This window comes from Anaerocolumna chitinilytica (assembly GCF_014218355.1).
Classification (GTDB): Bacteria; Bacillota; Clostridia; order Lachnospirales; family Lachnospiraceae; genus Anaerocolumna; species Anaerocolumna chitinilytica.
Genome location: NZ_AP023368.1, coordinates 2538101 through 2563490 on the forward strand (window position 1 = coordinate 2538101; position 25390 = coordinate 2563490).

Annotated in this window: 21 protein-coding genes; 19 read left to right on the plus strand and 2 right to left on the minus strand. The window is 38.0% G+C overall.

The features are described from left to right. Positions 1–63 precede the first annotated feature (63 nt). The 9 genes from bsdcttw_RS11050 to gltA all read left to right on the plus strand — a co-directional run bounded on the left by bsdcttw_RS11050 (position 64) and on the right by gltA (position 10622). On the plus strand, positions 64–630 hold the full coding sequence (locus bsdcttw_RS11050) for a rhomboid family intramembrane serine protease (protein WP_185259418.1): 567 nt from the start codon (positions 64–66) through the stop codon (positions 628–630). Positions 631–742: 112 nt separating this feature from the next. Continuing rightward, entirely contained in the window at positions 743–1144 is a 402-nt protein-coding gene (locus bsdcttw_RS11055) for a VOC family protein (RefSeq protein WP_185259419.1), read from the plus strand. Between the two features lie 492 nt (positions 1145–1636). Then, positions 1637–3145 carry a glycoside hydrolase family 43 protein gene (locus tag bsdcttw_RS11060; protein ID WP_185259420.1) on the plus strand — a complete coding sequence of 503 codons (1509 nt, stop codon included), beginning with the start codon at positions 1637–1639 and terminating at the stop codon, positions 3143–3145. Positions 3146–3337: 192 nt separating this feature from the next. After that, on the plus strand, positions 3338–4570 hold the full coding sequence (locus bsdcttw_RS25060) for an HRDC domain-containing protein (protein ID WP_225903837.1): 1233 nt from the start codon (positions 3338–3340) through the stop codon (positions 4568–4570). An 82-nt stretch (positions 4571–4652) separates the two neighbouring features. Further along, on the plus strand, positions 4653–5294 hold the full coding sequence (locus tag bsdcttw_RS11075) for a redox-sensing transcriptional repressor Rex (protein WP_185259421.1): 642 nt from the start codon (positions 4653–4655) through the stop codon (positions 5292–5294). Between the two features lie 96 nt (positions 5295–5390). Further along, on the plus strand, positions 5391–6329 hold the full coding sequence (locus bsdcttw_RS11080) for a LysR family transcriptional regulator (protein ID WP_185259422.1): 939 nt from the start codon (positions 5391–5393) through the stop codon (positions 6327–6329). A 500-nt stretch (positions 6330–6829) separates the two neighbouring features. After that, positions 6830–8005 (plus strand): iron-containing alcohol dehydrogenase, encoded by a 1176-nt coding sequence (locus bsdcttw_RS11085; RefSeq protein ID WP_185259423.1) that lies wholly within the window; start codon positions 6830–6832, stop codon positions 8003–8005. A gap of 378 nt (positions 8006–8383) precedes the next feature. Further along, complete coding sequence (locus bsdcttw_RS11090; protein WP_185259779.1) at positions 8384–9226, plus strand: sulfide/dihydroorotate dehydrogenase-like FAD/NAD-binding protein; 843 nt, start codon at positions 8384–8386, stop codon at positions 9224–9226. Position 9227: 1 nt separating this feature from the next. After that, a complete protein-coding gene (gene gltA, locus bsdcttw_RS11095) occupies positions 9228–10622 on the plus strand; it encodes an NADPH-dependent glutamate synthase (protein WP_225903838.1) in 1395 nt (464 codons plus the stop codon). A 21-nt stretch (positions 10623–10643) separates the two neighbouring features. Here gltA and bsdcttw_RS11100 read toward each other — a convergent pair whose 3' ends face one another. Next, positions 10644–12179: a PucR family transcriptional regulator gene (locus tag bsdcttw_RS11100; RefSeq protein WP_185259424.1), complete on the minus strand. Its 1536-nt coding sequence runs from the start codon at positions 12177–12179 to the stop codon at positions 10644–10646. A gap of 193 nt (positions 12180–12372) precedes the next feature. On the opposite strand from bsdcttw_RS11100, the gene bsdcttw_RS11105 reads away from it, so the two are divergent. From bsdcttw_RS11105 to bsdcttw_RS11130, 6 genes are all read left to right on the plus strand, one after another. Further along, on the plus strand, positions 12373–15186 hold the full coding sequence (locus bsdcttw_RS11105; RefSeq protein WP_185259425.1) for an oxidoreductase: 2814 nt from the start codon (positions 12373–12375) through the stop codon (positions 15184–15186). Between the two features lie 72 nt (positions 15187–15258). Next, on the plus strand, positions 15259–16035 hold the full coding sequence (locus bsdcttw_RS11110) for an SDR family NAD(P)-dependent oxidoreductase (protein ID WP_185259426.1): 777 nt from the start codon (positions 15259–15261) through the stop codon (positions 16033–16035). Positions 16036–16270: 235 nt separating this feature from the next. Next, positions 16271–16630, plus strand: a complete 360-nt coding sequence (locus bsdcttw_RS11115) for a CidA/LrgA family protein (RefSeq protein WP_185259427.1) — start codon at positions 16271–16273, stop codon at positions 16628–16630. Continuing rightward, positions 16627–17319 carry an LrgB family protein gene (locus tag bsdcttw_RS11120; protein WP_185259428.1) on the plus strand — a complete coding sequence of 231 codons (693 nt, stop codon included), beginning with the start codon at positions 16627–16629 and terminating at the stop codon, positions 17317–17319. The genes bsdcttw_RS11115 and bsdcttw_RS11120 overlap by 4 nt, the downstream gene beginning before the upstream one ends. Before the next feature lie 105 nt (positions 17320–17424). Then, a complete protein-coding gene (locus bsdcttw_RS11125) occupies positions 17425–18003 on the plus strand; it encodes a cytidylate kinase-like family protein (protein ID WP_185259429.1) in 579 nt (192 codons plus the stop codon). Between the two features lie 3 nt (positions 18004–18006). Beyond that, positions 18007–18684 carry a FadR/GntR family transcriptional regulator gene (locus bsdcttw_RS11130; protein WP_185259430.1) on the plus strand — a complete coding sequence of 226 codons (678 nt, stop codon included), beginning with the start codon at positions 18007–18009 and terminating at the stop codon, positions 18682–18684. Between the two features lie 20 nt (positions 18685–18704). Here bsdcttw_RS11130 and bsdcttw_RS11135 read toward each other — a convergent pair whose 3' ends face one another. Next, positions 18705–20027 (minus strand): MFS transporter, encoded by a 1323-nt coding sequence (locus tag bsdcttw_RS11135; protein WP_185259431.1) that lies wholly within the window; start codon positions 20025–20027, stop codon positions 18705–18707. A 312-nt stretch (positions 20028–20339) separates the two neighbouring features. On the opposite strand from bsdcttw_RS11135, the gene bsdcttw_RS11140 reads away from it, so the two are divergent. The 4 genes from bsdcttw_RS11140 to baiCD all read left to right on the plus strand — a co-directional run bounded on the left by bsdcttw_RS11140 (position 20340) and on the right by baiCD (position 25321). Further along, positions 20340–21668 (plus strand): helix-turn-helix domain-containing protein, encoded by a 1329-nt coding sequence (locus tag bsdcttw_RS11140; RefSeq protein ID WP_185259432.1) that lies wholly within the window; start codon positions 20340–20342, stop codon positions 21666–21668. Positions 21669–21923: 255 nt separating this feature from the next. Then, positions 21924–22415, plus strand: a complete 492-nt coding sequence (locus bsdcttw_RS11145; RefSeq protein ID WP_185259433.1) for a helix-turn-helix domain-containing protein — start codon at positions 21924–21926, stop codon at positions 22413–22415. A 185-nt stretch (positions 22416–22600) separates the two neighbouring features. Further along, a complete protein-coding gene (locus tag bsdcttw_RS11150) occupies positions 22601–23173 on the plus strand; it encodes a TetR/AcrR family transcriptional regulator (protein WP_185259434.1) in 573 nt (190 codons plus the stop codon). Positions 23174–23380: 207 nt separating this feature from the next. Then, positions 23381–25321 carry a bile acid Fe-S flavoenzyme BaiCD gene (gene baiCD / locus bsdcttw_RS11155; RefSeq protein WP_185259435.1) on the plus strand — a complete coding sequence of 647 codons (1941 nt, stop codon included), beginning with the start codon at positions 23381–23383 and terminating at the stop codon, positions 25319–25321. Positions 25322–25390: the final 69 nt, after the last annotated feature.

Sequence of the window (25390 nt, forward strand, 5' to 3'; positions counted from 1 at the left end):
TTTTTTCAATTAGTTATTCAGGAGTATCAAATCGAAGATTTGTTACTTACGAAAGGGGTTAATATGAAAAGACTGCTTGGAAAATTTCAATATAATTCACCGGTAACATTGACGTTTGCATTTATTTCTTTCGGAGCCTTAATACTTGGATATCTTACAAGAGGGCTGTCTACACATTTATTTTTTAGTGTTTATCGTTCACCATTAACAGATCCATTGGCTTATTTCAGGGCTTTCGGACATGTACTGGGACATGCCAGCTGGAGCCATTACTCCGGTAATATGGTCCTTTTTCTGGTGCTAGGACCTATTTTGGAAGAGAAGTATAAGTCAAAGGATTTCTTTTTTATGATTGCTATAACCGCTCTTGTATCAGGGTTGTTTTATATGTTTTTTTATCCCGGAAATATATTGTTAGGAGCAAGCGGCATTGTATTTATGATGATTGTTTTATCCTCTGCTGCCGGTATGAGAGATGGAAAGATTCCACTTACCCTGTTATTGGTTCTTGTAGTATACCTTGGAGGAGAAGTACTAAGTGTCGGAGCAAAGGATGGAGTAGCACACGCAGCTCACATCATAGGCGGAATCTGCGGGGCGGGTTTTGGACTGGTCAGAAAAAGAAACTAAAGATGTCTTAAGCAGAAACAATCCTTAAAAGCATATTTCCTGTCTCTATAAATGAATTGCTGATTGTGTGAGCGGAAATTTGAATAAAAAATAATAGAAAGAGGTGGCTCATATGTTAGGTCATTATTTGATGTTTAACAGAAATTGTGAAGAAGCGTTACATCTTTATGAGAAAGCATTTGATACAAAAGCAGGCGAAGTAATGAAATACAAAAACATGCCTCAAAATCCTGATTTCCCCATAGCTGAGAATGATAAGGAACTTGTTCTTCACGCAAAAATGGTTATTGATGGTACAGGAATTATGTGTGCGGACAGTTCACAGAAACCTACCTCCAGTAATAATATGTATATCACCCTGACTACAAGTAATGAGGAAATGGTAAGAAAAGCCTGGGACACTTTAAAAGAGGGTGGAAAGATATTTATGGAACTTAGTCCCACTTTCTTTGGAAAGCTTCATGGACAAGTTCAAGATAAGTTTGGTATCAATTGGATGTTTACGGTTGAGTAAATAAATCAAGCTTAGTTCTAAGATAAAAGTAATAGTTCTGATTAATAGCAGTTTCATAAATGATGGGGGCTGTCGCACTAAATTTAACGGCGCCCTTTTTCACATGAGTGAATTTTATTATATTTAGGAATACAAATTGCAGAGAAGTTATTTTCTAACAGAGGCACGTTCAAACCTCTCTTTATAGATAATAATTTCCCTGCTTTTTTGTGCGAGGTGTGATAAATATTCTAATTTCCGAGGAAGTCCTTCACATGTAACAAGCAAAATATATCCCAATTATTTTACAACTTGCTCATGCTGTCACTTCACGATTTTCAGGCACAAAAGTCCCAGTCCCTTACAAAATATTAAGTATCTAAATTACAATGTACAATTACTCTAAATAGTAGTATTGTTGCAATACTAATTATAGAATATAATAAAGAAAGCGTGGACTACAATAGACATTAGTGAACGGATTATGAACAGCGAAAAGAATGGAGAGACAATATGAAGTATAATAACCCCGTTATCAAAGGATTTAACCCGGATCCCAGTATATGCAGAGTAGGACAAGACTATTATCTTGTAACTTCTACCTTTGAATTCTACCCTGGGGTTCCGGTTTATCACAGCAGGAATCTGGTGAATTGGGAGCTGGTGAACTACTGCCTTACTAGAAAAAATCAGGTGAATCTGGAGAATTGCAGAAATTCAGGTGGAATCTATGCACCGACAATTAGGTATTATGAAGATACCTTTTATATGACTACTACCAATACAAGTGATCTCGGAAATTTTATAGTTTTCTCAAAGGATATTACCGGTGAATGGTCAGATGCCATAGCAATAGACCAGAGCGGAATAGACCCATCAATTTTATTTGATGATGGAAAGGTATATTATTGCAGTGCATCCGCAGATGAGAAAGGAACTTCCTGTATTCTGCTTTGTGAAATTGATATTAAAACAGGAACTAAGCTGACTGATTCCAAAGTTATTTCCTATGGTTGCGGAGGAAGATACTGTGAAGCACCTCATATATATAAGATTGGCGAGTTTTACTACCTTTTGCTGGCTGAGGGCGGAACGGAATATGGACATATGACAACGATACAGCGGAGCAAGTCTCCATATGGCCCTTATGAACCCTGCCCTGATAATCCCATCCTTTCACATCGAGATGCTATGGGTACTTCTGTACAGGCTACAGGTCATTCTGATTTATTTGAAGATCACAATGGGAACTGGTGGCTGGTAAGCCTGGGAATCCGAACCTTACCTTGGGTCATGTTACATAATCTTGGAAGAGAGACTTTTTTAACACCGGTTACCTGGAGTGAAGAAGGCTGGCCGATTGTTGGGGCGAATGGAAGGACAGCCCTTGATATGGAAGGACAGCTGCCAGGAATGGTGGATTTAAAGTCAGAGGATTTTTTGGATGAATTTAAGTCAGACAAATTAGGGCTGGATTGGAATTATGTACGTAATCCTATCATGTCGAATTATGAACTGCATCCGGGAATTATGAGGTTAAAAGGTACAGAGGCAACCCTATCAGACTTTGCCCCTACTTTTATTGGTATTCGCCAGAAGGAATTCAATATGAGTGCCAAAACCCTGCTATCTGTCGGAAATATTCAGATGGGGACTATTGCAGGAATAACAGCATTCTACAATAAGGAATATTATTATGGATTATGTCTCACCAGAGAAAAGGACGAGTATTATATAAAACTGATTAATACAGTCCATAACTATACCAGTGAGGCTGTATCCATAAGAATTGAGCCTTTAGATGAAATTGAATTAGAAATTGTAACAGGAGTCCAATACTATAAATTCTATTATATCGTCAATAAAGAGAGGTTCTATGTAGGACAGGCAGCAACCGCTGGTTTAACCACAGAAGGAACTATGACTATGACTTTTACCGGAACATATCTTGGAATCTATGCAATAAATGGTAATGCAGAGTTTAGAAGATTTTCAGTTAATGAGATAAAAGGAGATGTTTAAAGAATATTTAAGAATAGGTATAAAAGATACTACCCTAGATATTATTTGGGGTAGTTTTTTTTGTACCTTTTTAGAACAGATAATATGCGACATTAACTCTGAATATAATTGATTGAATTATATGAAAATCGTTTATTTAACAGGGAATATATGGTATTATATGGATATTATAAGTCGAAAGAGGGAAGTTATATGGGATTATTTAATAAATTAAAAGAGCCGGTCTTTTTAAAGGAAAATAGCAACGCAGAGATACAATTAACAGAATTACAAAAGTTAGAGCCCTTTTTAAATTCTGAAGGACAAACTAAAATCAGACAAGATATAAAGTTTCTTGAATATGGGATAGCAGGCGAAAAGAATATTATATTTGAACTTAAGAATAGCCATATCCCTATGTATATCCTACATGATATATATTTGGAACTAGGAGACTTAAGTGCACAAATTGACTTCCTTGTATTTACCAGAAAAATATGTTTTGTTATCGAATGTAAAAATCTTTATGGGGACATTGAAATCAATAATACAGGTGATTTCATACGTTCTGTTGAGGTAGGGGGTAAGCGTAAAAAAGAAGGAATTTATTCCCCGATAACACAAAATCAACGACATTTGGAGTTGATGAAGGAAATATGTTTAGATAGGAAAAATAATAGATTTATAAAATACCTAGTTGAAAAAGGATTTTATGATTTTAATAAATCCATTGTTGTGTTGGCAAATCCTAAAACAGTTTTGAATGCTAAATATGCTAAAAAAGAGATCAAAGAAAAGGTAATCCGTGCAGATCAGTTGATAACTTATATAAAAGAGACTTGTAAACAGTCGAAAGCAGCGGAGGAGTCCGATGAAGGTCTACTTACCTGGGCAAATTCATATCTGAATTTGCATAAAGAAATTGTGAAAGATTATACCCATAAGTATGATTCCTACAGAGTTGATAAATACATTTCACAAATATTTGAAGAAGAGTCTGCTGTTAGTGATGTTTCTGAAATTATGAATTTAGAAAATAAAGCTAAACACAATAATTTGATAGAAGAGATAAAAGATGAAACAATTGAAATAAATGAGATAATAACAAGTGGTATAGAGACTCAAAAAATCGATTTAAAAGATAGAGAAAAACAAGTAGTAAATATGCTTGGAACGAAAGCAACTGAAGGTGAAGCAGAAGAGTGTGTTTATACTGAAAATATAGAAGATTCAGTAATCTTTTTGGAGTTGAAAGCATACCGCTTGACAAAAAGCCGTGAGGAGAGAATAAAACCTTATTATATTTATAATGATAGTCAATTGAAAGATTTGATTATTAAGATGCCTAAAACAAAAGATGAACTTAATTCCATAGCAGGATTTGGAGAAGCGAAGGTAAAGAAGTACGGTAATGATATACTAAAGATTATAGAAAAGTATTTATAACTGACTAAACACCTTTAATTGACAGGGAGTACTATCAGTATTATACTTATCAGTATGCAAATACTGATAAGTGGGGTAGCTTATGTATGAATGTAATCAACAAACGGTTACAATCCAGGCATTGCAGAGAATGCCTTATTATGTTCAACAATTAAGAATAATGCAGGAAAATATGGTGCAGACCGTATCCGCACCAAGAATTGCGGAGCTGTTGAATTTAAATGAAGTTCAGGTACGCAAAGACTTTGCTGCTGTTTATACAACCAAGGGAAAACCTAAAACTGGTTTTTTAGTTGCAGAACTGCTTCATAATATGGAAGAACTTTTAGGATATTACAATATAAATGAAGCGGTTATTATTGGGAGCGGCTATTTAGCGCAAGCTATTATATCCGACGAGAGGTTAAAAGGTCTTGGACTTAGGATTGTAGCCGCTTTTGATTTCAGTTTAGATGAAACAGAGAAAGAAATTCACGGAATTAAAGTATTATCACTTGATAAAATCAGCAATCTTTGCCGCCGGATGAATATACATATCGGTATAATTGCGGACTCTGGTTTCCAGGCACAAGTGGTATGTGACCAATTGGTAGCAGGGGGTATAATTTCAATCTGGAATTTTACAGAAGCTCATTTATCTGTTCCGGAGTATGTCAAGGTTAAAGATGAGAATTTTACGGCATCCTATGCTGTATTAACCAATCATTTAAAGAAAAATTTGTGATTAAGCCGTTCAGAGCAATCTTTGTAAGTAACAGAACCTTATATTTTACGATGATAAACAGGGCTTCTTCCGTTTTCGAGCCAGAAAGGTAAAAGTATGAATACACTACACTTGAAATATGCAATCGAAGTGGAGCGGACCAGCTCTATCTCACAGGCAGCGGAGAATTTGTTTATGGGACAGCCAAGCCTGAGCAAAGCGATAAGGGAATTGGAAGATTCTCTTGGGTTTACCGTATTTGAACGTACCTCTAAAGGGGTTATACCTACCAGAAAGGGAGTCAAATTCCTGACTTATGCCAGAAATGTTCTTCACCAGATTGAAAAGATGGAAGCGTTATCGGATTCAGCCGACGCTGATATCCAGAACTTTAATATTTCCATTCCAAGAGGAAGCTATATTGCAGATGCAGTTACCAGCCTAGTAGCGGAACTGGACCAGAATAAGGGGTTGAATGTGAATGTGCAGGAGACGAATTCTGTTCAGGTTGTTAATAATATCATTGACGGACCGTTTAATTTAGGCGTTATCCGTTTTCAAGCGGAATATGAGAATTACTTTAAAGATTATCTGACGGAGAAGCAGTTAGGGTATGAAACTGTATGGGAATATGAATATCTGGCGCTGATGTCGGAAAGACATCCACTTGCTCAAGTGGAAAAGGTTGATTATCAGGAATTAAAACTTTATACGGAGATTTCTCATGGAGATACAGCAATTCCTTATATTATGCCAAATATTAATGGAGGAATCGAACTGCCGTCTAAAACTGCGAAATGTATCTATGTTTATGAACGATGCAGCCAGTATGATCTGCTTTCTGCCATTCCTACTACCTATATGTGGGTATCACCAATACCGGAAAAATGGTTAAAACGATATCAATTAGTTCAAAGAAAATGTAAAACATCCGGTAATATATATAAGGATGTATTGATCTATCCGAAAGATTATAAATTTACAGAGCTTGACCATCGATTTGTAAATCGACTATTTGAAGCAAAAAACGAAGTTACCTTTTGTAATTATAAATAAAATATACAAAGAAGAGATTTCAGTAATCCTGGAATCTCTTCTTTTATTCGCGTAAAGTGTGCTATATCAGTACTGGAATATCGATATTCAAATTTTGAAATATCAAATATACAATTCTTTCTATATTTGTATTGAAATTAATCATATATTATCCTCTGGAGGTTTCTTTTAATAGGGAGACTAGAGATTCTGTATTCTATTTAGGAATATACTGGATAATTAGGAGCCGGAGCGGATATTCTGCGGTTTGTTAAAATTATATCAGAACAATAAGAATTTCACTAGAACAGCGCTAAGAAATCTATTATCCTTTCAGAAATGTTATGAGACATTATCGGATTATAAGGAATTATATCGATAATGGAATATCGATATAAGATTTATGAATTTTACATATTCAAAAAAGATTGTTAAAATATAAACAAGTAATCGATAGCAAGTGATACATAAGTATAAATCGAATTCTTTCTAAAATATATTTTGAAAAGGAGATTAGTATTATGGCTAGATTTACACTTCCAAGAGATCTCTATCATGGAAAGGGATGTCTTGATGCTCTTAAAACCTTAACCGGAAAAAGAGCTTTTGTAGTTGTTGGCGGCGGAAGTATGAAACGTTTCGGTTTTCTGGATAAAGTAGAAGACTATTTAAAAGAAGCCGGTATGGAAGTTCATTTATTTGAAGGTGTAGAGCCGGATCCTTCCGTAGAGACAGTTATGAAAGGCGCAGAAGCAATGCGCAGTTTTCAGCCTGACTGGATTGTATCCATCGGCGGTGGATCTCCTATAGATGCTGCAAAGGCTATGTGGGCATTTTATGAGTATCCGGATACAACTTTTGAAGACCTCTGCATTCCTTTTAACTTTCCCACTCTTCGTACAAAAGCTAAATTCTGTGCGATTCCCTCAACCTCCGGTACTGCTACCGAGGTAACTGCATTTTCTGTTATTACAGACTATGCAAAAGGTATTAAATATCCTTTAGCAGATTTTAATATAACACCGGATGTTGCAATTGTTGATCCTGATCTTGCAGAAACAATGCCTGAAAAGCTTACAGCTCACACCGGTATGGATGCTATGACTCATGCGATTGAAGCTTATGTTTCCACATTAAACTGCGATTATACTGATCCTCTTGCCCTCCATGCAATTAAGATGGTAAGTGAGAACTTGATTAAATCTTACAATGGAGATATGGACGCCCGTGCGAAAATGCACAATGCACAATGTCTTGCAGGTATGGCATTTTCCAATGCTTTGCTTGGGATTGTACATTCTATGGCACATAAGACAGGAGCTGCTTACAGCGGCGGACATATTGTTCATGGCTGTGCTAATGCTATGTATCTTCCTAAAGTTATTAAATACAATGCAAAAGATGAAGCTGCTGCAGCAAGATATGCACAAATTGCTTCCTTCCTTGGATTAGAGCCAAGCGCAGATGCCCTTATTTCACATATAAAGGAAATGAACAAATCATTAAATATTCCTTCATCTATCAAGGAATACGAAGGCGGCATCATTGATGAAAAGGAATTCTTAGAAAAACTTCCTAAGGTTGCTGAGCTTGCAGTAGGAGATGCCTGCACCGGTTCCAACCCCAGAGCGATAACTCCTGAGGTTATGGAAAAATTATTATATTGCTGCTACTATGATACCGAAGTTACATTTTAATAATTATTCATCATATTGATATAAACTCAGTAAAAGCAGATTGCATTTACTTTGCAGTTACGCTTTTAGAAATATAAGAGATCTTCTATAGACGTATAAATGGTTAAAAACCAAACAATGCTAAATGGACGAGAGAAATGGGGATTCCTCTCCTCCGAAAAAAATCAAGAGTTATTTATATAGATTATATACTGGGTGTCAAAAGTCCTAAACGGGATTGGGCTTTTGACACTCTAGTTATACTGTGTTGATTAGGCTGCAGCCATAAGGGCCGTAGCTTTTTTATTATTAGTGATTAATAGAAAGACCGGAAAGTCAGGCTACCGGTTATACACAGGTTTGGTGCTTTACGCAAGCGCCGGAAAGGACGGCTATTTAATGTATAAAATTTTAAAGAAGAAAATACTGAACCCAACCGTTACTTTAATGGAGATTGATGCCCCTTTAGTTGCTAAAAAAGCACAACCCGGGCAGTTCATTATTCTTAGAACAGATGAAAATGGGGAAAGAGTTCCTTTAACAATAGCAGATTATAATAGGGAAAAAGGGACAGTTACTATTATCTTTCAGATAGTTGGAGCTACAACAGAAGCTTTGAACCATATGGAAGCCGGTGATGACCTCCATGATTTTGTAGGGCCTTTAGGGCAGGCTACACATACAGAGGGAAAGAAAAAAGTTGCTGTTGTAGGCGGAGGTGTAGGCTGCGCAATTGCTTACCCGGTGGTTAAGAAATTTCATGAGCAGGGTACGGAAGTACATGCAATTGTCGGCTTTCGTAATAAAGATTTAGTGATTTTGGAAGAAGAATTTAAGGATAATAGCAGTAAGTTGTTTTTGATGTCCGATGATGGCAGCTGTGGTGAAAAGGGATTGGTTACAGATGCGTTAAAGAGATTGATAGAATCCGGTGAAAAATATGATGAAGTAATCACGATAGGTCCTCTTATCATGATGAAATTCGTAAGCAAATTAACCAAAGAATATGGTATCAAAACGGTAGCAAGTATGAATCCGGTTATGATAGACGGAACCGGAATGTGCGGCGGATGCCGTCTGACGGTAGGTGGCAAGACAAAATTTGCTTGCGTGGATGGCCCTGAATTCGATGCCCACGAGATTGATTTTGATGAAGCAATGGAAAGATCTACCATGTATCGTACCTTTGAGCGTAATGCACATGAGGAAACCTGCAACTTATTGGTAAAGGAGGTAAGATAAAATGGCTGTAAATATGTCTTTAGTTAAGAATGAAATGCCTGCCCAAAGAGCAGATGTGAGAAATAAAAATTTTCAGGAAGTAACCTTTGGATATACGAAAGAACAGGCTATGGACGAAGCAAAACGCTGCCTGAACTGTAAGCACAGACCCTGTGTGTCAGGATGTCCTGTACGTATTGATATACCGGAATTTATTCATGAAGTTTCAGAAGGAAATTTTGAAGAGGCCTTCCAGATAATAAGCCGCTCCAGTTCTCTGCCTGCTGTATGCGGAAGAGTATGTCCCCAGGAATCACAATGCGAATCAAAATGTGTTCGAGGCATAAAAGGAGAACCGGTAGCAATCGGCAGATTGGAACGTTTTGTGGCAGATTTTCACAATGCAAACAGTAATACAAAAGTACAAAAACCGGTGTTAAATGGCCATAAAGTTGCTGTAATAGGTTCCGGTCCGTCCGGCCTTGCCTGTGCGGGAGATTTAGCACGCAAAGGTTATGAGGTCACGGTATTTGAAGCCTTGCATCTTGCGGGAGGAGTTCTGGTCTATGGAATACCGGAATTCAGACTGCCAAAAGCTATAGTTCAAAAAGAAATCAACTCTCTAAAAGAACTAGGTGTTACAATACAGACGAATGTAGTAATCGGAAAAACCATTTCCATTGATGAATTAATTGAGGATTATGAGTTTGAATCGGTGTTTATCGGTTCCGGCGCTGGTTTACCTAATTTTATGAATATAAAAGGCGAAAACCTGAAGGGTGTATATTCAGCAAATGAATTCTTAACCAGAATCAATCTTATGAAGGCATATAAAGAAGATGCTATGACGCCAATTCAAAAGGGAACGAAAGTGGCGGTAGTAGGTGGCGGTAATGTAGCGATGGATGCTGCCAGATGTGCAAAACGCCTTGGTGCAGAGGTTACTATAGTTTACCGCCGTACAGAGAAAGAATTGCCCGCACGTCTGGAAGAAGTAGAACATGCCAAAGAAGAAGGAATTCAATTTTCATTCTTAACTAATCCACTGGAGATTGAAGGTACGGATGACGGATGGGTAAAAGGGCTGGTATGTCAGAAGATGGCCCTTGGAGAACCGGATGCTTCCGGAAGACAACGACCTGTTGCAGTTGAAGGCAGTGACTATTTTCAGGAAGTGGACTGTGTAATTATATCTATCGGAACTTCTCCCAATCCGTTGATAAAAGCCACTACCAAAGGTTTGGAAACGCAGAAGTGGGGTGGTATCATTACAGAAGAAGAGACAGGGCTGACTTCCAGGAAAGGGGTTTACGCAGGCGGAGACGCCGTTACAGGTGCAGCAACTGTAATCCTGGCAATGGGAGCTGGAAAGAATGCTGCAGCGGCTATTGATGAATATATCGGCGGTAATCGATAACGGTAGCAGATAAGTAGAAGATTACCCCCATTCATTGCTGGTGTTCAGTTCTTTAAAGCGGTCTATCAGAAAAGATAATCTGAGAAGAAATAGTGTATTAATATCGGTCAAATCGATTCCACATATTTCAGTAATGCGGGAAATACGGTAAACAAGAGAATTACGATGTATAAATAAGCTTTCAGAGGTTAACTTAATATTGCAGCCCTTTTCGATATAGGTACATAGGGTCTGATACAGCTTGGCGTTATTTGCATGGTCGTACTGTCTTAGGGCAGCCAGAGCCGGATGACAATAACGTCCAAGCTCATCAGGGCATTTTACTTCTGAAAGCAAATCAAATATTTGATAATCCTGATAGAGGCAGAGCATTCCTTCTGCCTTTAATTTTTGCCCGATTTCCAGAGCAGCATATGCCTGGTCAAATCGGTTGACAAAGCTCTCTATATTGGTAAAAGGGTAACTGATTCCGATTCTGACGTATTCTTTTGCGGAAAAATCTTTCAATAATTCTAATAATTCCAATCCTTCGGCTGTACCATCCGTCTCAGCTTTTAGCGGAATAATAGCAACCATGCCGTTTTTATGGTAGGTAACATGAGTTCCTGGTATGATGGTTTTCAGATTCTTACAGGTATAATTTTTAAGATATTGCTGTCCGAGATACCTGGTAGGCCGCAGGAATAATACCAGCATTTGAGGAGGAAAATGCAGGAGGGAAAGCTTTGGCATAATATCCTTGGCAGAAGCTCCAATCAGCATATCATATAAGATTTCATTATAACGGCTGTTGCCTTCCAGTATATCCGTCGTATAGTAGGCGACAGTATAGCTGATGGCAGTGCTTACAGTACTTAACATTTCAAGATGTGAAGCTTGAAAAGGGGTTTTGCCTTCTATCATTAATAGAAAGCCAATCTGTAATTTGTTATGAAAGACTTTACAGCTGATTTTTCGATAAGGGGATTGGATGCAGGTGACTTCCACGGCGGTTGTAGATTGGGAAGCGTTACGCACAGAGCTCAATTCTTTTACTGCATTGATAAATTCATAATCGCAGTAACCCTGGCGGATATTCTCTTTCCAAAGAGAATCCTCTACAGGAATAGAAACTGAGCTGGCTATGATTTTATAATTCATATCACAAAAGACCAGGAAATTTCCCAGCTTGACTGAGGCAGCGTCTATCACTGCTTCGATGCTGTGGGTCTCATCTGCCAGAGAAGTAAGTTCTTCCAAAATACCTTTGCTGCGATTAGTCTCAATGAGAAGTTTTGCAACATTAAACACCGGGAAGAGAGCCTCTTCTTCTACTAAGGCCGCATTACTTAAGTTGTTAATTGAATTTTGCACATTGCCGGTATGAGCCAGGATACATTGAGGCGGAAAGACGGCGTTCTTTATTTGTTTATCATAACCAAAATATAAGGTGTTTTGCAGATAGCTCTGTCGACCATCAATTAAGGCAATGTCTTGTATTTCTATATTCTCTTTGAGAGAAAGTATATCTATCTGATACTCTTCTTTTATCATTTCTACCAGTTTTTTTAAAGTCATAATCTACTCCGATCATTCTATCAAAAATTATCCCTTTAGCGCAAAGGAATGTATCAGTGCGGTCTTCAATGTTCAATTAATATTTTAGTGCATGGTACACAAATTGTCAAAGTTTTATCATTTATGATACACATTGTGAAAAAATTAATTATCAAGTATTCTTATGGTATACAATGCTAATTGGAGGTTAAGGATGTACAAGAAATTATTTGAAGCAGGAAGTATTGGGAAAGTAACTATGAGAAATCGGCTGGTAATGTCTCCTATGGGCTGTGGACTGGCTAATCTTGACGGAACTCCCTCAGAAGATATGATTGCTTTTTATGAAGCAAGAGCAATCGGCGGGGCAGGACTTATCATACCTGAAATTACTCGTATTAATGATGTCAATGGTGCGGGGCTTCTAAGACAGTTATCTGTTACAAAGGACAGGCATATTAAGCCACTTGCCCAACTTGCAGAAGCAGTACATAAACATGGCAGTAAAATATTTATCCAGTTACATCACCCTGGCCGTGAAACCGTGTCGGCTCTAATAGGAGGTCAGCCGGTGGTGGCTCCCTCCGCTATTCCCTGTAAGTTAGTGAATCAGGAAACAAGAGCATTGACAACAGAAGAAATAAAGCAGCTTATCCATCAGTTTATAGAAGGAGCTGTCAGAGTACAAAAGGCAGGCTGTGATGGTGTGGAACTCCATGCAGCTCATGGATATCTGCTGCATCAATTTCTCTCCCCTTACACAAATAAAAGAGAAGATGAATACGGGGGAAACTTTGAGAACCGTTTAAGGATGGTTGTTGAAATTATAGAAGGTATCCGTAAGGCCTGCGGTCCGGATTTTCCTATAGGTGTCCGTCTTAGTATCGAAGAATTCCTTGATAAGACCGGAGTAACCGAGGAGTACATTCATGTACAGGATGGTGTTAGAATAGCCATGGCATTAGAACAGGCAGGCATTGATTTTATCGACCCTAGCTGTGGTTTGTATGAAACAGGAATGACATGCATTGAACCAATTTCCTTTCCTCAAGGCTGGAGACGGGATATCCTCTTAGCGGTGAAGAGTCATGTAAAGATTCCAGTAATCGGAGTATCTGTTATAAGAGAACCGGCTGCTGCTGAGAAGTTCCTAGAAGACGGCGTTGTTGATTTTGTTTCCATGGGCCGTTCCTGGAATGCAGATGAAGAATGGGGTAAGAAAGTTCAGGAAGGAAGAGAAAAGGAACTTCGCAAATGCATCTCATGTCTGCGTTGTTTTGAGAGCTTAAATGAATACAATGCCGCAGGGATGCCTCCGGAATGTGCTCTTAATCCTAGGTATGCAAGAGAGAGGAAGTATGGCAATCTCCTCCACGATACGAAAGAACACAGAGTTGTAGTAGTAGGAGCCGGGCCTGCAGGAATGTGTGCGGCCCAGACACTGGCATTACGAGGAGTAAAGGTAACACTGCTCGATGATCAAAGCGAACTTGGAGGAACCGTTAATATTGCGAAGAAACCTCCTTTAAAAGAGCGCATGCAATGGATTGCGGATTACTATGGAAATGAATTCGACAGACTTTCTGTGGAAGTTAAGCTAAAAACAAAAGCAGATGCAGATACAATATTGGCATATAATCCGGATGCGGTACTACTAGCCACCGGTTCATCCTCCATTATACCGGATAAAATACCTGGAGTAGCAGGTAAGAATGTTTATACGGTAGAAGAGGTATTATCCGGGAAAGCTGCTTTAAAAGGGAAAAAGGTGGCAGTAATCGGAGCAGGGCTTACAGGACTGGAAACTGCTGAATTTTTATGTGAAGAGGGCAATCAGGTAACGATTATCGATATGCTTGATAAACCGGCTCCTGGTGCTAATCATACAAATGTAGCGGATGTCTGCGGTCGTTTGACCAAAGCAGGGGTAAAATATATGCTGGGACATTCTCTAAAGGAAATCAAAGGAGACATGGTTTTACTGGAAAAGGTAGAGAGTAAAGAGGAAGTAGAAGCAGAAGCAGATGCAGTAGTGCTTTCTTTGGGCTTTCGACCGGACAGAGCCCTGGTTTCTGAACTAGAAGAAAAAGGTGTGAGAACAGTTGTAATCGGAAGTGCTATAAAGGATGGAACGATTGCACCTGCAACCCGTACGGCTTATGAAGCAGCTTGTGATTTATTCAAAGAGGAAGAGAAGACTTCAAGCTTTCACATACCCAAAGAGGATATACCGAATTTTGGTAAGGTTTCTCTTATGGATAACCAGGAAGGACTCTATATCAGTTATCTGACGGACCCTGCGGCGATTGCTAAAATACTTCCTCCGCCTTTAAAGCCATTTTCTATGCCAGTTGTAACCTTATCTATCTGCCATGTGAATAACCCTACTTTTGCGGACGATTATTATGAGGCAATACTTGGGGTTTATGCAACCTATGGTAAAACTCTGGGACTATATACCATGGGGTTAGTTCTTGGAGGACCAGGAGCAGAAATGGCGGTTCAATGCGGTCGTGATAACGGAAGTATTCCAAAGAAATTGGGAGGAGAATTTGTTATCCGAAGAAACGGTGATACGGTGACAGCAGGAGTAACCAGAAGAGGGACCCAGCTCATTGAAGCAACTATGAAACTGGGGGAATATAACAGCTCTCTGACAGCAGCTCTTTATCAATTCCCCGCAGCAGGAAAGCAGACCTTCGGAGGTGGTTTCTACTTCCATTTTGATCGTGAACCCGATGAAAGCGGAGTGTCTCACTTTATGAATGGGGCACTGCTTATGAACCAGTGTGAATATAACTACCAATCCTGGGAGCCCGGGCTTGTAACTGTTAACTTAAAATCAAGTGTTGATGATCCTTGGGGAGAACTTCCTGTTAATACCATTATAGGAGGCGCTTATTCTAAAAACAGCCTATTGGTGCATAAGTTGAATCTGGTAGAAAAACTGGATACAGATGAGATAATTCCTTATCTTCTGACCGGGCGCTACGATCGTACTGCATTTATGGAAACGGGAAGAATTTAATAGTAGTCAGTTTTTGTAAGGTATTTTTATAGTTCTATTTTTAAAAATATAATAAAAAGTGAGGATAAAAAAATGGAGAATTTCTTTGATCTAACCGGAAAAGTAGCAGTTGTAACCGGAGCAAGTTCAGGACTTGGAGCAGATGCTGCCTTAGCGTATGCGAATGCAGGAGCAGATGTGGCACTGTTAGCAAGACGTTTTGAGAAGCTTAATGAAGTGAAGGCCGCCATTGAAGCAACTGGTCATAAGGCTATCGCTGTTGTTTGTGATGTTACAAAAGAAGATAGTGTAAAAGCTGCAATGGAAACCGTATTAACTACCTTCGGTCATATTGATATTCTGTTAAATAATGCAGGTATCGCACTTCGCGGAGGTGTGGATAGTATGTCTGAAGAGGAATGGAATAAGTCTTTTGATACGAATGTGAAGGGGATTTTCTTAGCTAGTAAATATGTGGTTCCCCATATGAAAGAAAGAGGATATGGAAAGATTGTAAATATTGCATCTGTTAATGCAGTGGTAGCTGACAAGCATGATATGTTTATCAGACATTCTTATAATGCATCCAAATCAGCTGTTCTTGGTCTAACCAAAGGTATGGCAGCTTCTTATGCCAGATATGGAATTACAGTAAATGCTATTGGACCCGCACTTTTTGAATCTGAAATGACAGCCGGTACTCTGTTTAAATCAGAGCAGTTCTTAAATGCCTACAATGCTGCCAACCCTGCCGGACGTCCTGGCAACAAAGGAGAATTAAACGGTACTATTCTCTATCTTTCCTGTGATACCTCCAGCTATGTACAGGGGCAATTTATTATCGTTGACGGCGGCGGTGCTCTTGTATAGGAATAAATATTTTTCATATTAATTAAATATATTACAGAAGGCATATGAAACAGTGAAAGTAATAATATTGTTTCATATGTCTTTTTGTATATTACAGCATATTGACATTATTATGAGATAGGACTAGAATTAAATGAAATTGGTGTTACCAATTTTGGATTAAATATGAGTACAAAAGACATCATGGGAAAGGACGAAATCGAGTAAATTAAAATCGATACTATGGAACATATCTATGAAATTTGTGAAACAATTTGGAATTATACTTTTCTTTACTTTTCTTGGAGAAGTATGCAAGTATCTTATTCCGCTGCCAATCCCGGCTGGAATATATGGTTTGGTATTGCTGCTTGTGGCTTTAATGACCCAAATTATTCATTTGGAGCAGGTAAAAGAAGTCTCTGCTTTCCTTATTGAGATAATGCCTTTAATGTTCATTCCGGCTTCAGTCCAAATATTGAACACGTGGGGAGTATTAAAAGGAATCTTTATCCCAATCAGTATTATTACTATTGTTACAACAATCCTTGTTATGATAATTACCGGTAGAGTTACACAAGCTGTTATTAAAAGGGACAAGAGGAACAAATCATGAAGGATATACTGGTAGAATCTACTTTCTTTGGGGTATTAATCAGTATTATAGGTTATGAGATAGGGTTGTATATAAAACGTAGGCTGAAACTTACCATCTTCAATCCTTTACTGATTTCTATTATCTTTGTGATTGGTGTTTTATTGATTTTTCATGTGAATTACGACAGTTATAACAATGGTGCCAAATACTTAAGCTATCTGCTTACGCCTGCCACAATATGTCTTGCAATACCTCTCTATGAACAGATGGATTTATTAAAAAATAATCTGAAAGCAATCCTTACAGGAATTCTCTCCGGAGTCTTTACAAGCCTTGGGAGTATATTAATCTTCTCGGTTCTGTTTCATTTTTCCCATGCCGAATATGTAACACTGCTTCCGAAATCTATTACGACAGCGATTGGAATGGGAATATCGGAAGAATTGGGTGGTATTGTTACAATTACAGTTACGGTTATAATCGTAACCGGAGTAATTGGGAATATTATTGCAGAGAAGGTATGTAAGATATTTCGCATCACAGATCCCGTTGCCAAAGGAGTTGCAATCGGTTCGGCAGCCCATGCCATTGGAACTGCGAAAGCAATGGAAATGGGAGATATAGAAGGAGCCATGAGCAGCCTTGCAATAGCTGTTGCCGGACTTATCACTGTTATCGGAGCTTCTGTGTTTTCAACCTTCTTATAGGAAATGTGGATGAAGGAACTTGTGATATTGGCATACATAGGTCTGGGTGTTTGTTAGAGTGGAGAAATTTAAGCAGTTTCGCAAGTAAACTTGCAGGAGATTAATATGATAATTACAATTGGAAGAGAATATGGAAGCGGTGGTCATGAAATCGGAGTAAGCCTGGCTGACAAATATCAGATACCCTTCTTTGATAAAGCGGCACTAGTAAAAGCAGCAAAGGAAAAAGGCTTTTATGATAAAATCATTTCTTTCTATGATGAAAAACCAGTAAACAGCCTTTTATATGCCATAGCCATGAATAGCTATTCTGAAAATATCGGCCGCCTGCAATTTGATTTAATTAGGAGCATCTCCGAAAAGAAAGACTTTGTTATGATAGGAAGGTGCGGTAATTATATTTTTAAAGAGGAAAAGGAGATGGTAAGCGTATTTATTCATTCTGACATGCAGAAACGGATACAGCGTGTCAGAGAAGTATACGGAATAGAAGAGAAGAATATGAAGACGTATATTGAAAGGATAGATAAACAAAGGGCTTCTTTTCATAAATTTTATACAGATCAGGAATGGGGAGACTCAAGAAATTATCATCTGGCGATAGATAGCGGAGAGATCGGTATTGATGCCTGCACTCATTTGATATCAGAATTTATTGAAAAAAGAAAAGGATATTTAAGGTAGTAGATGGAGAACAGAGAATATACAAAAGTTATAGCTTATGTAAAAGAACGAATAGCAAAGGGCGAGTTACATTCCGGTGAGAAGCTGCCTACCGAAAGGGAGCTGGCGGAAGTTCTGTCAGTAGGGAGATATTCTATCCGGGAGGCAATAAGAATTATGGACGCCTTAGGTATGATTGAGAGCAGACAAGGCTCCGGGAATTATCTCATTGCTAACATAGAGAAAAGTCTTATCGAATCCATGGAATTAATGCTGCTGATGAAGGAAATTGATTACTGCCAGATTAGCAAGCTGCGCCGTGCTATTGAGCTTTATACCTATGACTGTGCCTTTCAGCAAATGTCTGATTCTGACTTAAAAGAACTTGCCGATATAACAGAGTGTATGGGAAATAGTATAGGGGATGAAAAGGTACTGCTGGATAAAAAATTCCATGATAAAATTACCGAAGGCAGCGGTAATACCTTAATTATTAGTATTATGGCCTCTCTATCCAGCGTTTGCAGAAGACAAATTGAAGAAGTAATTACCAATTCTAGTCCTGAAACTGCTCAGCAGCTCATGAATGTCCATGAAGACATGTTAAGAGGACTTGTGATAAAAGATCTTTCCCGTGGGATACAAGCTATCAACCGGCATTATGATCTCATTGATTCTCAGGTATCTCATGAAAACAATTGAAAACTGCGTGATACAATTATTTATGATTGAACGGCTTCTGATTTTTGAATAAATATAAGTGATTTATCTCTGGAAAGACGCAGTCCGGTAATTGTGATGCATATCCCTGAAAGGGAAAACAGGATAAATGGATGAACCATATCAATTATTATACCAAAGAGTAAAATTCCAAGGGGAGCAATGCCTGCCATTAAAATGCCAAGCACTCCCATAATTCTTCCTCTCATAGCCTCAGGTGTCATACGTTGGATTGCAACCATGGCCGGGATATTGATTGAGGTTAGTGCGGCACCCATCGTAAAGATAAGAAATATATTATAAATAGTAATTATAAAATTACCTGTAAGTACAGAAACCCCAAGGCTTGGAATTCCGAGAAGGAATGAGATTATGCCGGTTAATAGGATTCCTCTTCCAATATTCGTATTCTTCTGTTCTTTTTTGTTCCCAATCAGAACGGATATAACGATCATACCTGCAAAATAAAAGGCCTGAAAAGCACCAAATTGAACAGAAGCCAAGTGTAATACGTGATTTATCAGATAGGGATATAGAACATTTATGAAAGCATGTAAAAAGAAGTTAATAATCAACAGGTATTTTAACAGATGCATCAGCTCATTTTGCTCTTTCAGAAAGCACCATATGTCTTTAAAGTCCTTTTTTACTGTTTGGAAAGTTATCTTGCACTGAGTATTCCTATCTTCATCCGAATTATAGTTAAAATCAATTTTTATTTCCAGAATAGATGATATTAAAAAGGAAATACCATTCACAATAATAAATAATTTAATAGGGACTAAGCTATATATAACACCTGCAATAACTGGGGAGAGTATACCTGCCATAGAACTTGACGTTGCGGTAAAGGAATTAATCTTAACAAGTTTCTTACTGCTTACAAGGCTTGGGATAGCAGAGTTCATCGCAGTATCGTAAAAGATATTAAGGATTGACAGGAATAGATTCGCTGTATAGATAAACATGATTTTTAGCCCATAAATCTGTGCAAATGCAGCAAGAGAAAACATAACCCCGCCGCTGATCAGATCAAAAACGACTGTCAGTTTTTTCTTATTTACTCTATCCGCCAGAATTCCGGCGAAGGGACCAATCAGGATTCTTGGCAGCATACTAATCAGCACATTGATAGCAAAAGAAGTTCCGGAACCGGTTGTTTTCAGGATGTAAAGTGCTAATGCAAAGGTATATAAATTTGTTCCAAGCAACGAGAAGGTCTTAGCGGATAGAAAACGTAAGATATTAGAGTTTTCTCTATCATGTACTGCCACATCGGATGATTCTTTTACGGGTTTCGTTAAAATGTTAAGATTTGTATTCATATGCAAGTCTCCCTTTTATACAATAAGTTTAATATTATTAAACTTATTGTATGCATTCTTCTATTAATTGTCAATATCAAGTTTAATATAATTTTATAATTATGATTTGTTGATTAATAACGACAGTTAGAGTATAATAATGTTTAACATGATTGAAATTTGTATATCCTATCATTATTAAAACGAATAGCATAAATAAAAATAAATCTAATTTAATATATTTTATTATATACAGGGAAACAAAAGCAAAAAGGTTTTTTGAATGTAGTTAAATAATATTAAACATTATAGGGCGGAGGAGTTAGAAAAGAAATGATTACTGCAGGTGAGAAGATAAAGGCTTTACGAAAAGAGTTAAAGATGACACAGACTGAGTTAGCCGGCGAAGAACTCACAAAGAGCATGTTAAGTCAAATAGAGAATAATCAGTCGAATCCATCTCTTAAGACCTTAAAATATCTCGCGGACCGTTTGAATCGTCCGGTAACCTATTTTTTAGAAGACTCATCAGACCGGGATAAGAGTTTTATATCGGTGGAGGCTGCAACTAAAAGTCTGGCAGCGCAAGTGGTTCGGATAGATGAATTAATAGAAAAAGACTGCTTAATAGAAGCAGAAAAAGAAATCAATGTAATTCTTAGCGAAAAGATTTCTGACAATACTGGTAAACCATTTGCGGATATCTTATTTAAGCTGGGGGCAGCCTTATCAGGGAAGAAAAAACAGGCGGAGGCACAAAAGTATCTGAAGGAATCCATTGATTATTATAGCAGAGGGGAATTTTTGTTAGAAGCAGCCAAAGCTTACATTGAATTAGCCAAAACTTTTTATCAGAACCTTGATTACACAGAATGTCTGGTTATCTCAGAAAAAGCCTTTGAATTGTATCGTAAAAGTATCAATAAAGACTCATTATTTGAAATCGAATTATACTATTATAAGCTTATTATCCTGTTTGCTGTGGGGGATTTAAAACAGGCGGCGATAGCCATAAAAGCAGCTTTAGGTTTATCTGAAGAAACATCGGTTTATTATAAGACAGGTGAAATTTACCGCCTTGATGCAATTTTCTATTATCTAACACATAATTCTGATGGATATGAGCACAGCATTGAAATGGCCTTGCAGTTTGCAACGGTCACCAATGATAATCCCTGCCTTGCAAGAATATATGCAATGAAGGGAATAGTGGCTGTCCAAAATAACCAGGCGGAGGTAGCACTTCTCTATGCAGATAAGAACAAATATTATTATGGTAAAGAAATTTATATCTTTCATCTAATTCGAGCAAGAGCATATTTTCTAATGGAAAAGTACGAACAAGCCTTTGAAGAAATCCTAAAAGTGGATTATCCTGTCTATGAGACACATAAATTCGATTATCTCAATATGTGGTCTTCCAAGGTGTATGAAGGTCTTATCCTTAATAAATTAGGCAAAAACCTAGAAGCAGCAGAAGCTGTCAGGGAAGGTATTGAGAAGATGTCCGTTGTGGGTGATTCCTGGTTCCTGATATTTGCCAACAAGAGCATGAGTGAAATATATTCTTCCATGGAGGATTATCAGAATGCGTTTAAGTATTTAAAAGCAGCCGATGAGATTCAGGATAGGATTAAAAATGATGAGAACATCATATTTTAATATGCCGATAAAATTCTTGAAGTCTACATTATAGAAGAATGATTTTAGTTCTTTAGAATTTCATCAAAGGTATAGATTAAATTAAGAACTGCCAGAACATGATGATTCTCAGGGAAATATAATACAACCTTCTCTATAGTCTTTATAAACTTAAATGGTTGCGGCCGCTTAGCAACTTTTAGTTGACAACAATCAACCGCTGCTTGGTGGAAGATAACGGTAATTATGTTATAATAGCTATAGGAGGTGTGGGAGATGACATTAGGTAATAAGATACAGGAATTAAGGAAGAATAAATACTTGTCGCAGGAAGCTTTTGCAGAAGTTTTGGGTGTTACAAGACAATCTGTATCAAAATGGGAATTGGACCAGTCATATCCGGCAATTGAAAAGCTGGTTGAAATTGCGGATTTTTTTGGTATTTCACTGGATGAGTTGCTAAGAGAACAGGGCAAATCCATAAATACAAGTGAAAGCGAAATTCAAACTATTAATAGCACGAGATTTAATAGGGAAGATAATACCGTTAGTACGGTTGGAAATACAGATAAAATAACTATAAGTAAAGAAATTGTTTGGTATTTTATCGGCTGGGCTGTAATGATGATCATAGTAATCTTATTATTTGGTTTACAATATTATTTTGCAGGATTCCTTGTTATACAGGTATTTATATGGACAACGGTGATTTGGAAAATATATAGATATATTAAATCAAAAAGCAGTAAGGCAGAGCATTTATCTTAAGTTTAATTTTAAGAGAATATCCATATCAATGTAAAAATGAAAGCAGTAAAGTATGGCTTATACTCATATCAATTAAAAGAGAGAAAAATTCTTTATCAGTAATAAGTATTATGTTATAATTTTAAAAAATAAAATCCCAATTCATTCAACAAAATGGGAAAGGGAAGTTGATAAAGAGGTTTAAATTGAGAGAATTAAAAAGTATTGAAGAAAATATATTGGACAGAGCCCTGTATTTGATTGGGAAAAAACGATCCCTGAATATTTCTGTCAGAGCCATTGCGGAGGAAGCAAAAGTTAATGTAAGTGCGATTAATTACTATTTCCGCACCAAGGAAGAAATGATGCGGCAGGTACGGGAACTTTACATCACCAATACGCTCTCCATCTCAGCCATTATGACCGATACTACTCTGGAGGCAGAAGAAAAACTAATTACTGTGGCTAATGAAATTATGGAATACATTATCAGGTATCCCGGTATTACTGTCCTTCTGAGAGATGCGAAAGAAAGAGACGACGAAACATCGGAGAGGATACTTAAGGTATCCAATGAAATGACAGAGGAAATAAATGTTCTGCTGGATAAATATATAAATAAGAACGAAGGTATTTTGTATAATCATATCCTTTTCTGGTCTGCCATTAATTACCCGGTAGAGGATAATGGTATTACCAGTTTTGATTCTGAATTATTAAATAGCAGGGAAAACAGAATCGCTTATATCAGACAGTTGTTACTGATGCTTCATCAGTAGGCAGAACTAAATGGATACTAATAAAAATGTAAGCACCGTAAGTAATAAATTACTGCGGTGCTTTTTATTTGTTAATATTAAAACAAATTGTTTTAAACATATTGATTTAAACAAATCCTTGTATTATAATTCAGACAACAGGAAAAGTTTCTATATTCTCTATAAATAAGCCTGAACACATAAAATAAACATAAAAGGAGAAGGGTCATGAATTATAAGCACTTATTTAGTCCTATTCGGATAAGAGGAATGGAGTTAAAAAACAGAATTGTATTTCCTGCCATGGGAACAAAAATGGCAACGGAGGATAAATTTGTAACGAAGCAGTTAATTCATTATCAGGCGGCCAGAGCGAAGGGAGGCTGTGGGCTGAATTTTACCGAGGTTTGTTCTGTATACAGTAAAGCTGCCCCGAAGAAATTTCTTGCTATCAGTGAAGATAAATATATACCCGGACTGAAAGATTTGACGGAGGCTATCCATAAGGAAGGGGGCAAAGCCGGAATCCAATTATGGTTGGGCGGCCTTGCAGTAGGAAGCGACCAAAGCCAGATGATAATTATTCCAAGTCCGATGCCTATACCGGGAACGGAATTCACCTTGCCGGGAGCAAGTCTTGATACGATTAAAGAAGCGGTGGAGGCTTTTGGAGACAGTGCTAGAAGAGCGGTAGAGGCTGGATTTGACGTGATTGAATTCCATGCAGGGCATAATTATACGCCTCATTCCTTCCTAAGCCCTTATTTTAATAGGCGTACAGATGAATACGGCGGTGAACTTAAGAACCGAGCCAGATTTTTGCTGGAATGTATCGATGCTATTCGTTCCAACATACCGGAGGATATGCCTTTGTTTATGCGTTTGGATGCACAGGATGATTATTTGGATGGCGGTCTTACTATTGAAGAAGTTATCGAATTCTGCAAGATGGCAAAAACTGCCGGAGTAGATGTACTGGACGTTTCAAGAGGAAATTTCTCCAGCGCCGCCATTAAATACGAAGTTCCGCCCATTGATTTGCCCAGAGGTTTTAACGTGGACAATGCGGCCAGAATCAGAAAAGAAACCGGCATGTTAACAATAGCCGTGGGCAGAATAAACGATCCTTCCCAGGCAGAGGATATTCTGGAATCTGACAAGGCGGATATGGTTGTAATGGGGCGTGCCCAACTCGCGGATCCGGAGTTCTGCAATAAAGCCCTGGCGGGAAAGGCAGAGGACATAGTCCGCTGTGTAGGATGCAATCAGGGTTGTTATGACGGTTTTGTATCAACCGAAATGCCTTTTATTACTTGTTTACGTAATCCTGCCCTTGGAAGAGAAGAGGAATATCAGTTTAGTATGACAGAGAACCCGAAGAAGGTATTAATAGCTGGAGGCGGAATTGCCGGTCTTGAAGCTGCCCTTCAGTTAAAGAAAAGGGGACATAGCCCGGTACTTTGCGAAGCCTCTTCCTCTCTGGGAGGACAGTTTGCTCTTGCGGGAGAAGCTCCAAGGAAAGGAGAAATGAAGGAAGCAGCACTGGCTATGGCGGAACAAGTAATGAGGGAAGGTGTGGAAGTAAAATTGAATACTCCGGTTACCAAAGAGCTTATAGGAGAACTTAAGCCGGATGAAGTTTTTATAGCCATTGGCTCAGCTCCGATTGATCTGAAAATTCCCGGTGCCACACTGCCTCATGTTACGAATTCCCATGATGTTCTCGCTGGAAAGAGCAGAGTAACCGGAAGAGCAGTAGTTATCGGAGGAGGACTTGTGGGTCTTGAGGTTGCCGAGTACATCCATAATAGTACTGACAGCATTACGGTGGTAGAAATGCTTGATAAAGTGGCTAAGGATTTGGGGCAACTTCGAAACATATGTGTTATGGAGAGCCTTTATACCGGAGGAGTACAGACAGTAACAAATGCTAAATGTATAGAAATCAGAAATGACGCCGTTGTGGTTGAGAGACAAGGAAATATTGAGGAAATTCCCTGTGACAGTGTTGTAGTAGCAATAGGCTCCAGATCAAGAGGATTTGATGATATTAAAACCTATTGCAAGGAAGAGGATATTCCGGTATATGTTATCGGGGATGCACTTCAGGCAAGACGGGCTCTGAACGCAGTAGCTGAGGCAAATGAAGCTGTAAGGGCTATTTCCTGACAGGAAGATATTGCTTAATAAGTATCCTGAATATTAATATAACTATCAGTGATTGACGAAAAAATGACG

Bases quoted from the DNA above. Each gene is read 5' to 3' on its own strand.
- bsdcttw_RS11055 (WP_185259419.1), top strand. From the start codon at position 743: ATGTTAGGTCATTATTTGATGTTTAACAGAAATTGTGAAGAAGCGTTA.
- bsdcttw_RS11085 (WP_185259423.1), top strand. From the start codon at position 6,830: ATGGCTAGATTTACACTTCCAAGAGATCTCTATCATGGAAAGGGATGT.
- bsdcttw_RS11130 (WP_185259430.1), top strand. From the start codon at position 18,007: ATGGAGAACAGAGAATATACAAAAGTTATAGCTTATGTAAAAGAACGA.
- bsdcttw_RS11090 (WP_185259779.1), top strand. From the start codon at position 8,384: ATGTATAAAATTTTAAAGAAGAAAATACTGAACCCAACCGTTACTTTA.
- bsdcttw_RS25060 (WP_225903837.1), top strand. From the start codon at position 3,338: ATGGGATTATTTAATAAATTAAAAGAGCCGGTCTTTTTAAAGGAAAAT.
- bsdcttw_RS11050 (WP_185259418.1), top strand. From the start codon at position 64: ATGAAAAGACTGCTTGGAAAATTTCAATATAATTCACCGGTAACATTG.
- gltA (WP_225903838.1), top strand. From the start codon at position 9,228: ATGGCTGTAAATATGTCTTTAGTTAAGAATGAAATGCCTGCCCAAAGA.
- baiCD (WP_185259435.1), top strand. From the start codon at position 23,381: ATGAATTATAAGCACTTATTTAGTCCTATTCGGATAAGAGGAATGGAG.
- bsdcttw_RS11075 (WP_185259421.1), top strand. From the start codon at position 4,653: ATGTATGAATGTAATCAACAAACGGTTACAATCCAGGCATTGCAGAGA.
- bsdcttw_RS11135 (WP_185259431.1), bottom strand. From the start codon at position 20,027: ATGAATACAAATCTTAACATTTTAACGAAACCCGTAAAAGAATCATCC.
- bsdcttw_RS11115 (WP_185259427.1), top strand. From the start codon at position 16,271: ATGAAATTTGTGAAACAATTTGGAATTATACTTTTCTTTACTTTTCTT.
- bsdcttw_RS11060 (WP_185259420.1), top strand. From the start codon at position 1,637: ATGAAGTATAATAACCCCGTTATCAAAGGATTTAACCCGGATCCCAGT.
- bsdcttw_RS11110 (WP_185259426.1), top strand. From the start codon at position 15,259: ATGGAGAATTTCTTTGATCTAACCGGAAAAGTAGCAGTTGTAACCGGA.
- bsdcttw_RS11120 (WP_185259428.1), top strand. From the start codon at position 16,627: ATGAAGGATATACTGGTAGAATCTACTTTCTTTGGGGTATTAATCAGT.
- bsdcttw_RS11080 (WP_185259422.1), top strand. From the start codon at position 5,391: ATGAATACACTACACTTGAAATATGCAATCGAAGTGGAGCGGACCAGC.
- bsdcttw_RS11145 (WP_185259433.1), top strand. From the start codon at position 21,924: ATGACATTAGGTAATAAGATACAGGAATTAAGGAAGAATAAATACTTG.
- bsdcttw_RS11100 (WP_185259424.1), bottom strand. From the start codon at position 12,179: ATGACTTTAAAAAAACTGGTAGAAATGATAAAAGAAGAGTATCAGATA.
- bsdcttw_RS11140 (WP_185259432.1), top strand. From the start codon at position 20,340: ATGATTACTGCAGGTGAGAAGATAAAGGCTTTACGAAAAGAGTTAAAG.
- bsdcttw_RS11105 (WP_185259425.1), top strand. From the start codon at position 12,373: ATGTACAAGAAATTATTTGAAGCAGGAAGTATTGGGAAAGTAACTATG.
- bsdcttw_RS11125 (WP_185259429.1), top strand. From the start codon at position 17,425: ATGATAATTACAATTGGAAGAGAATATGGAAGCGGTGGTCATGAAATC.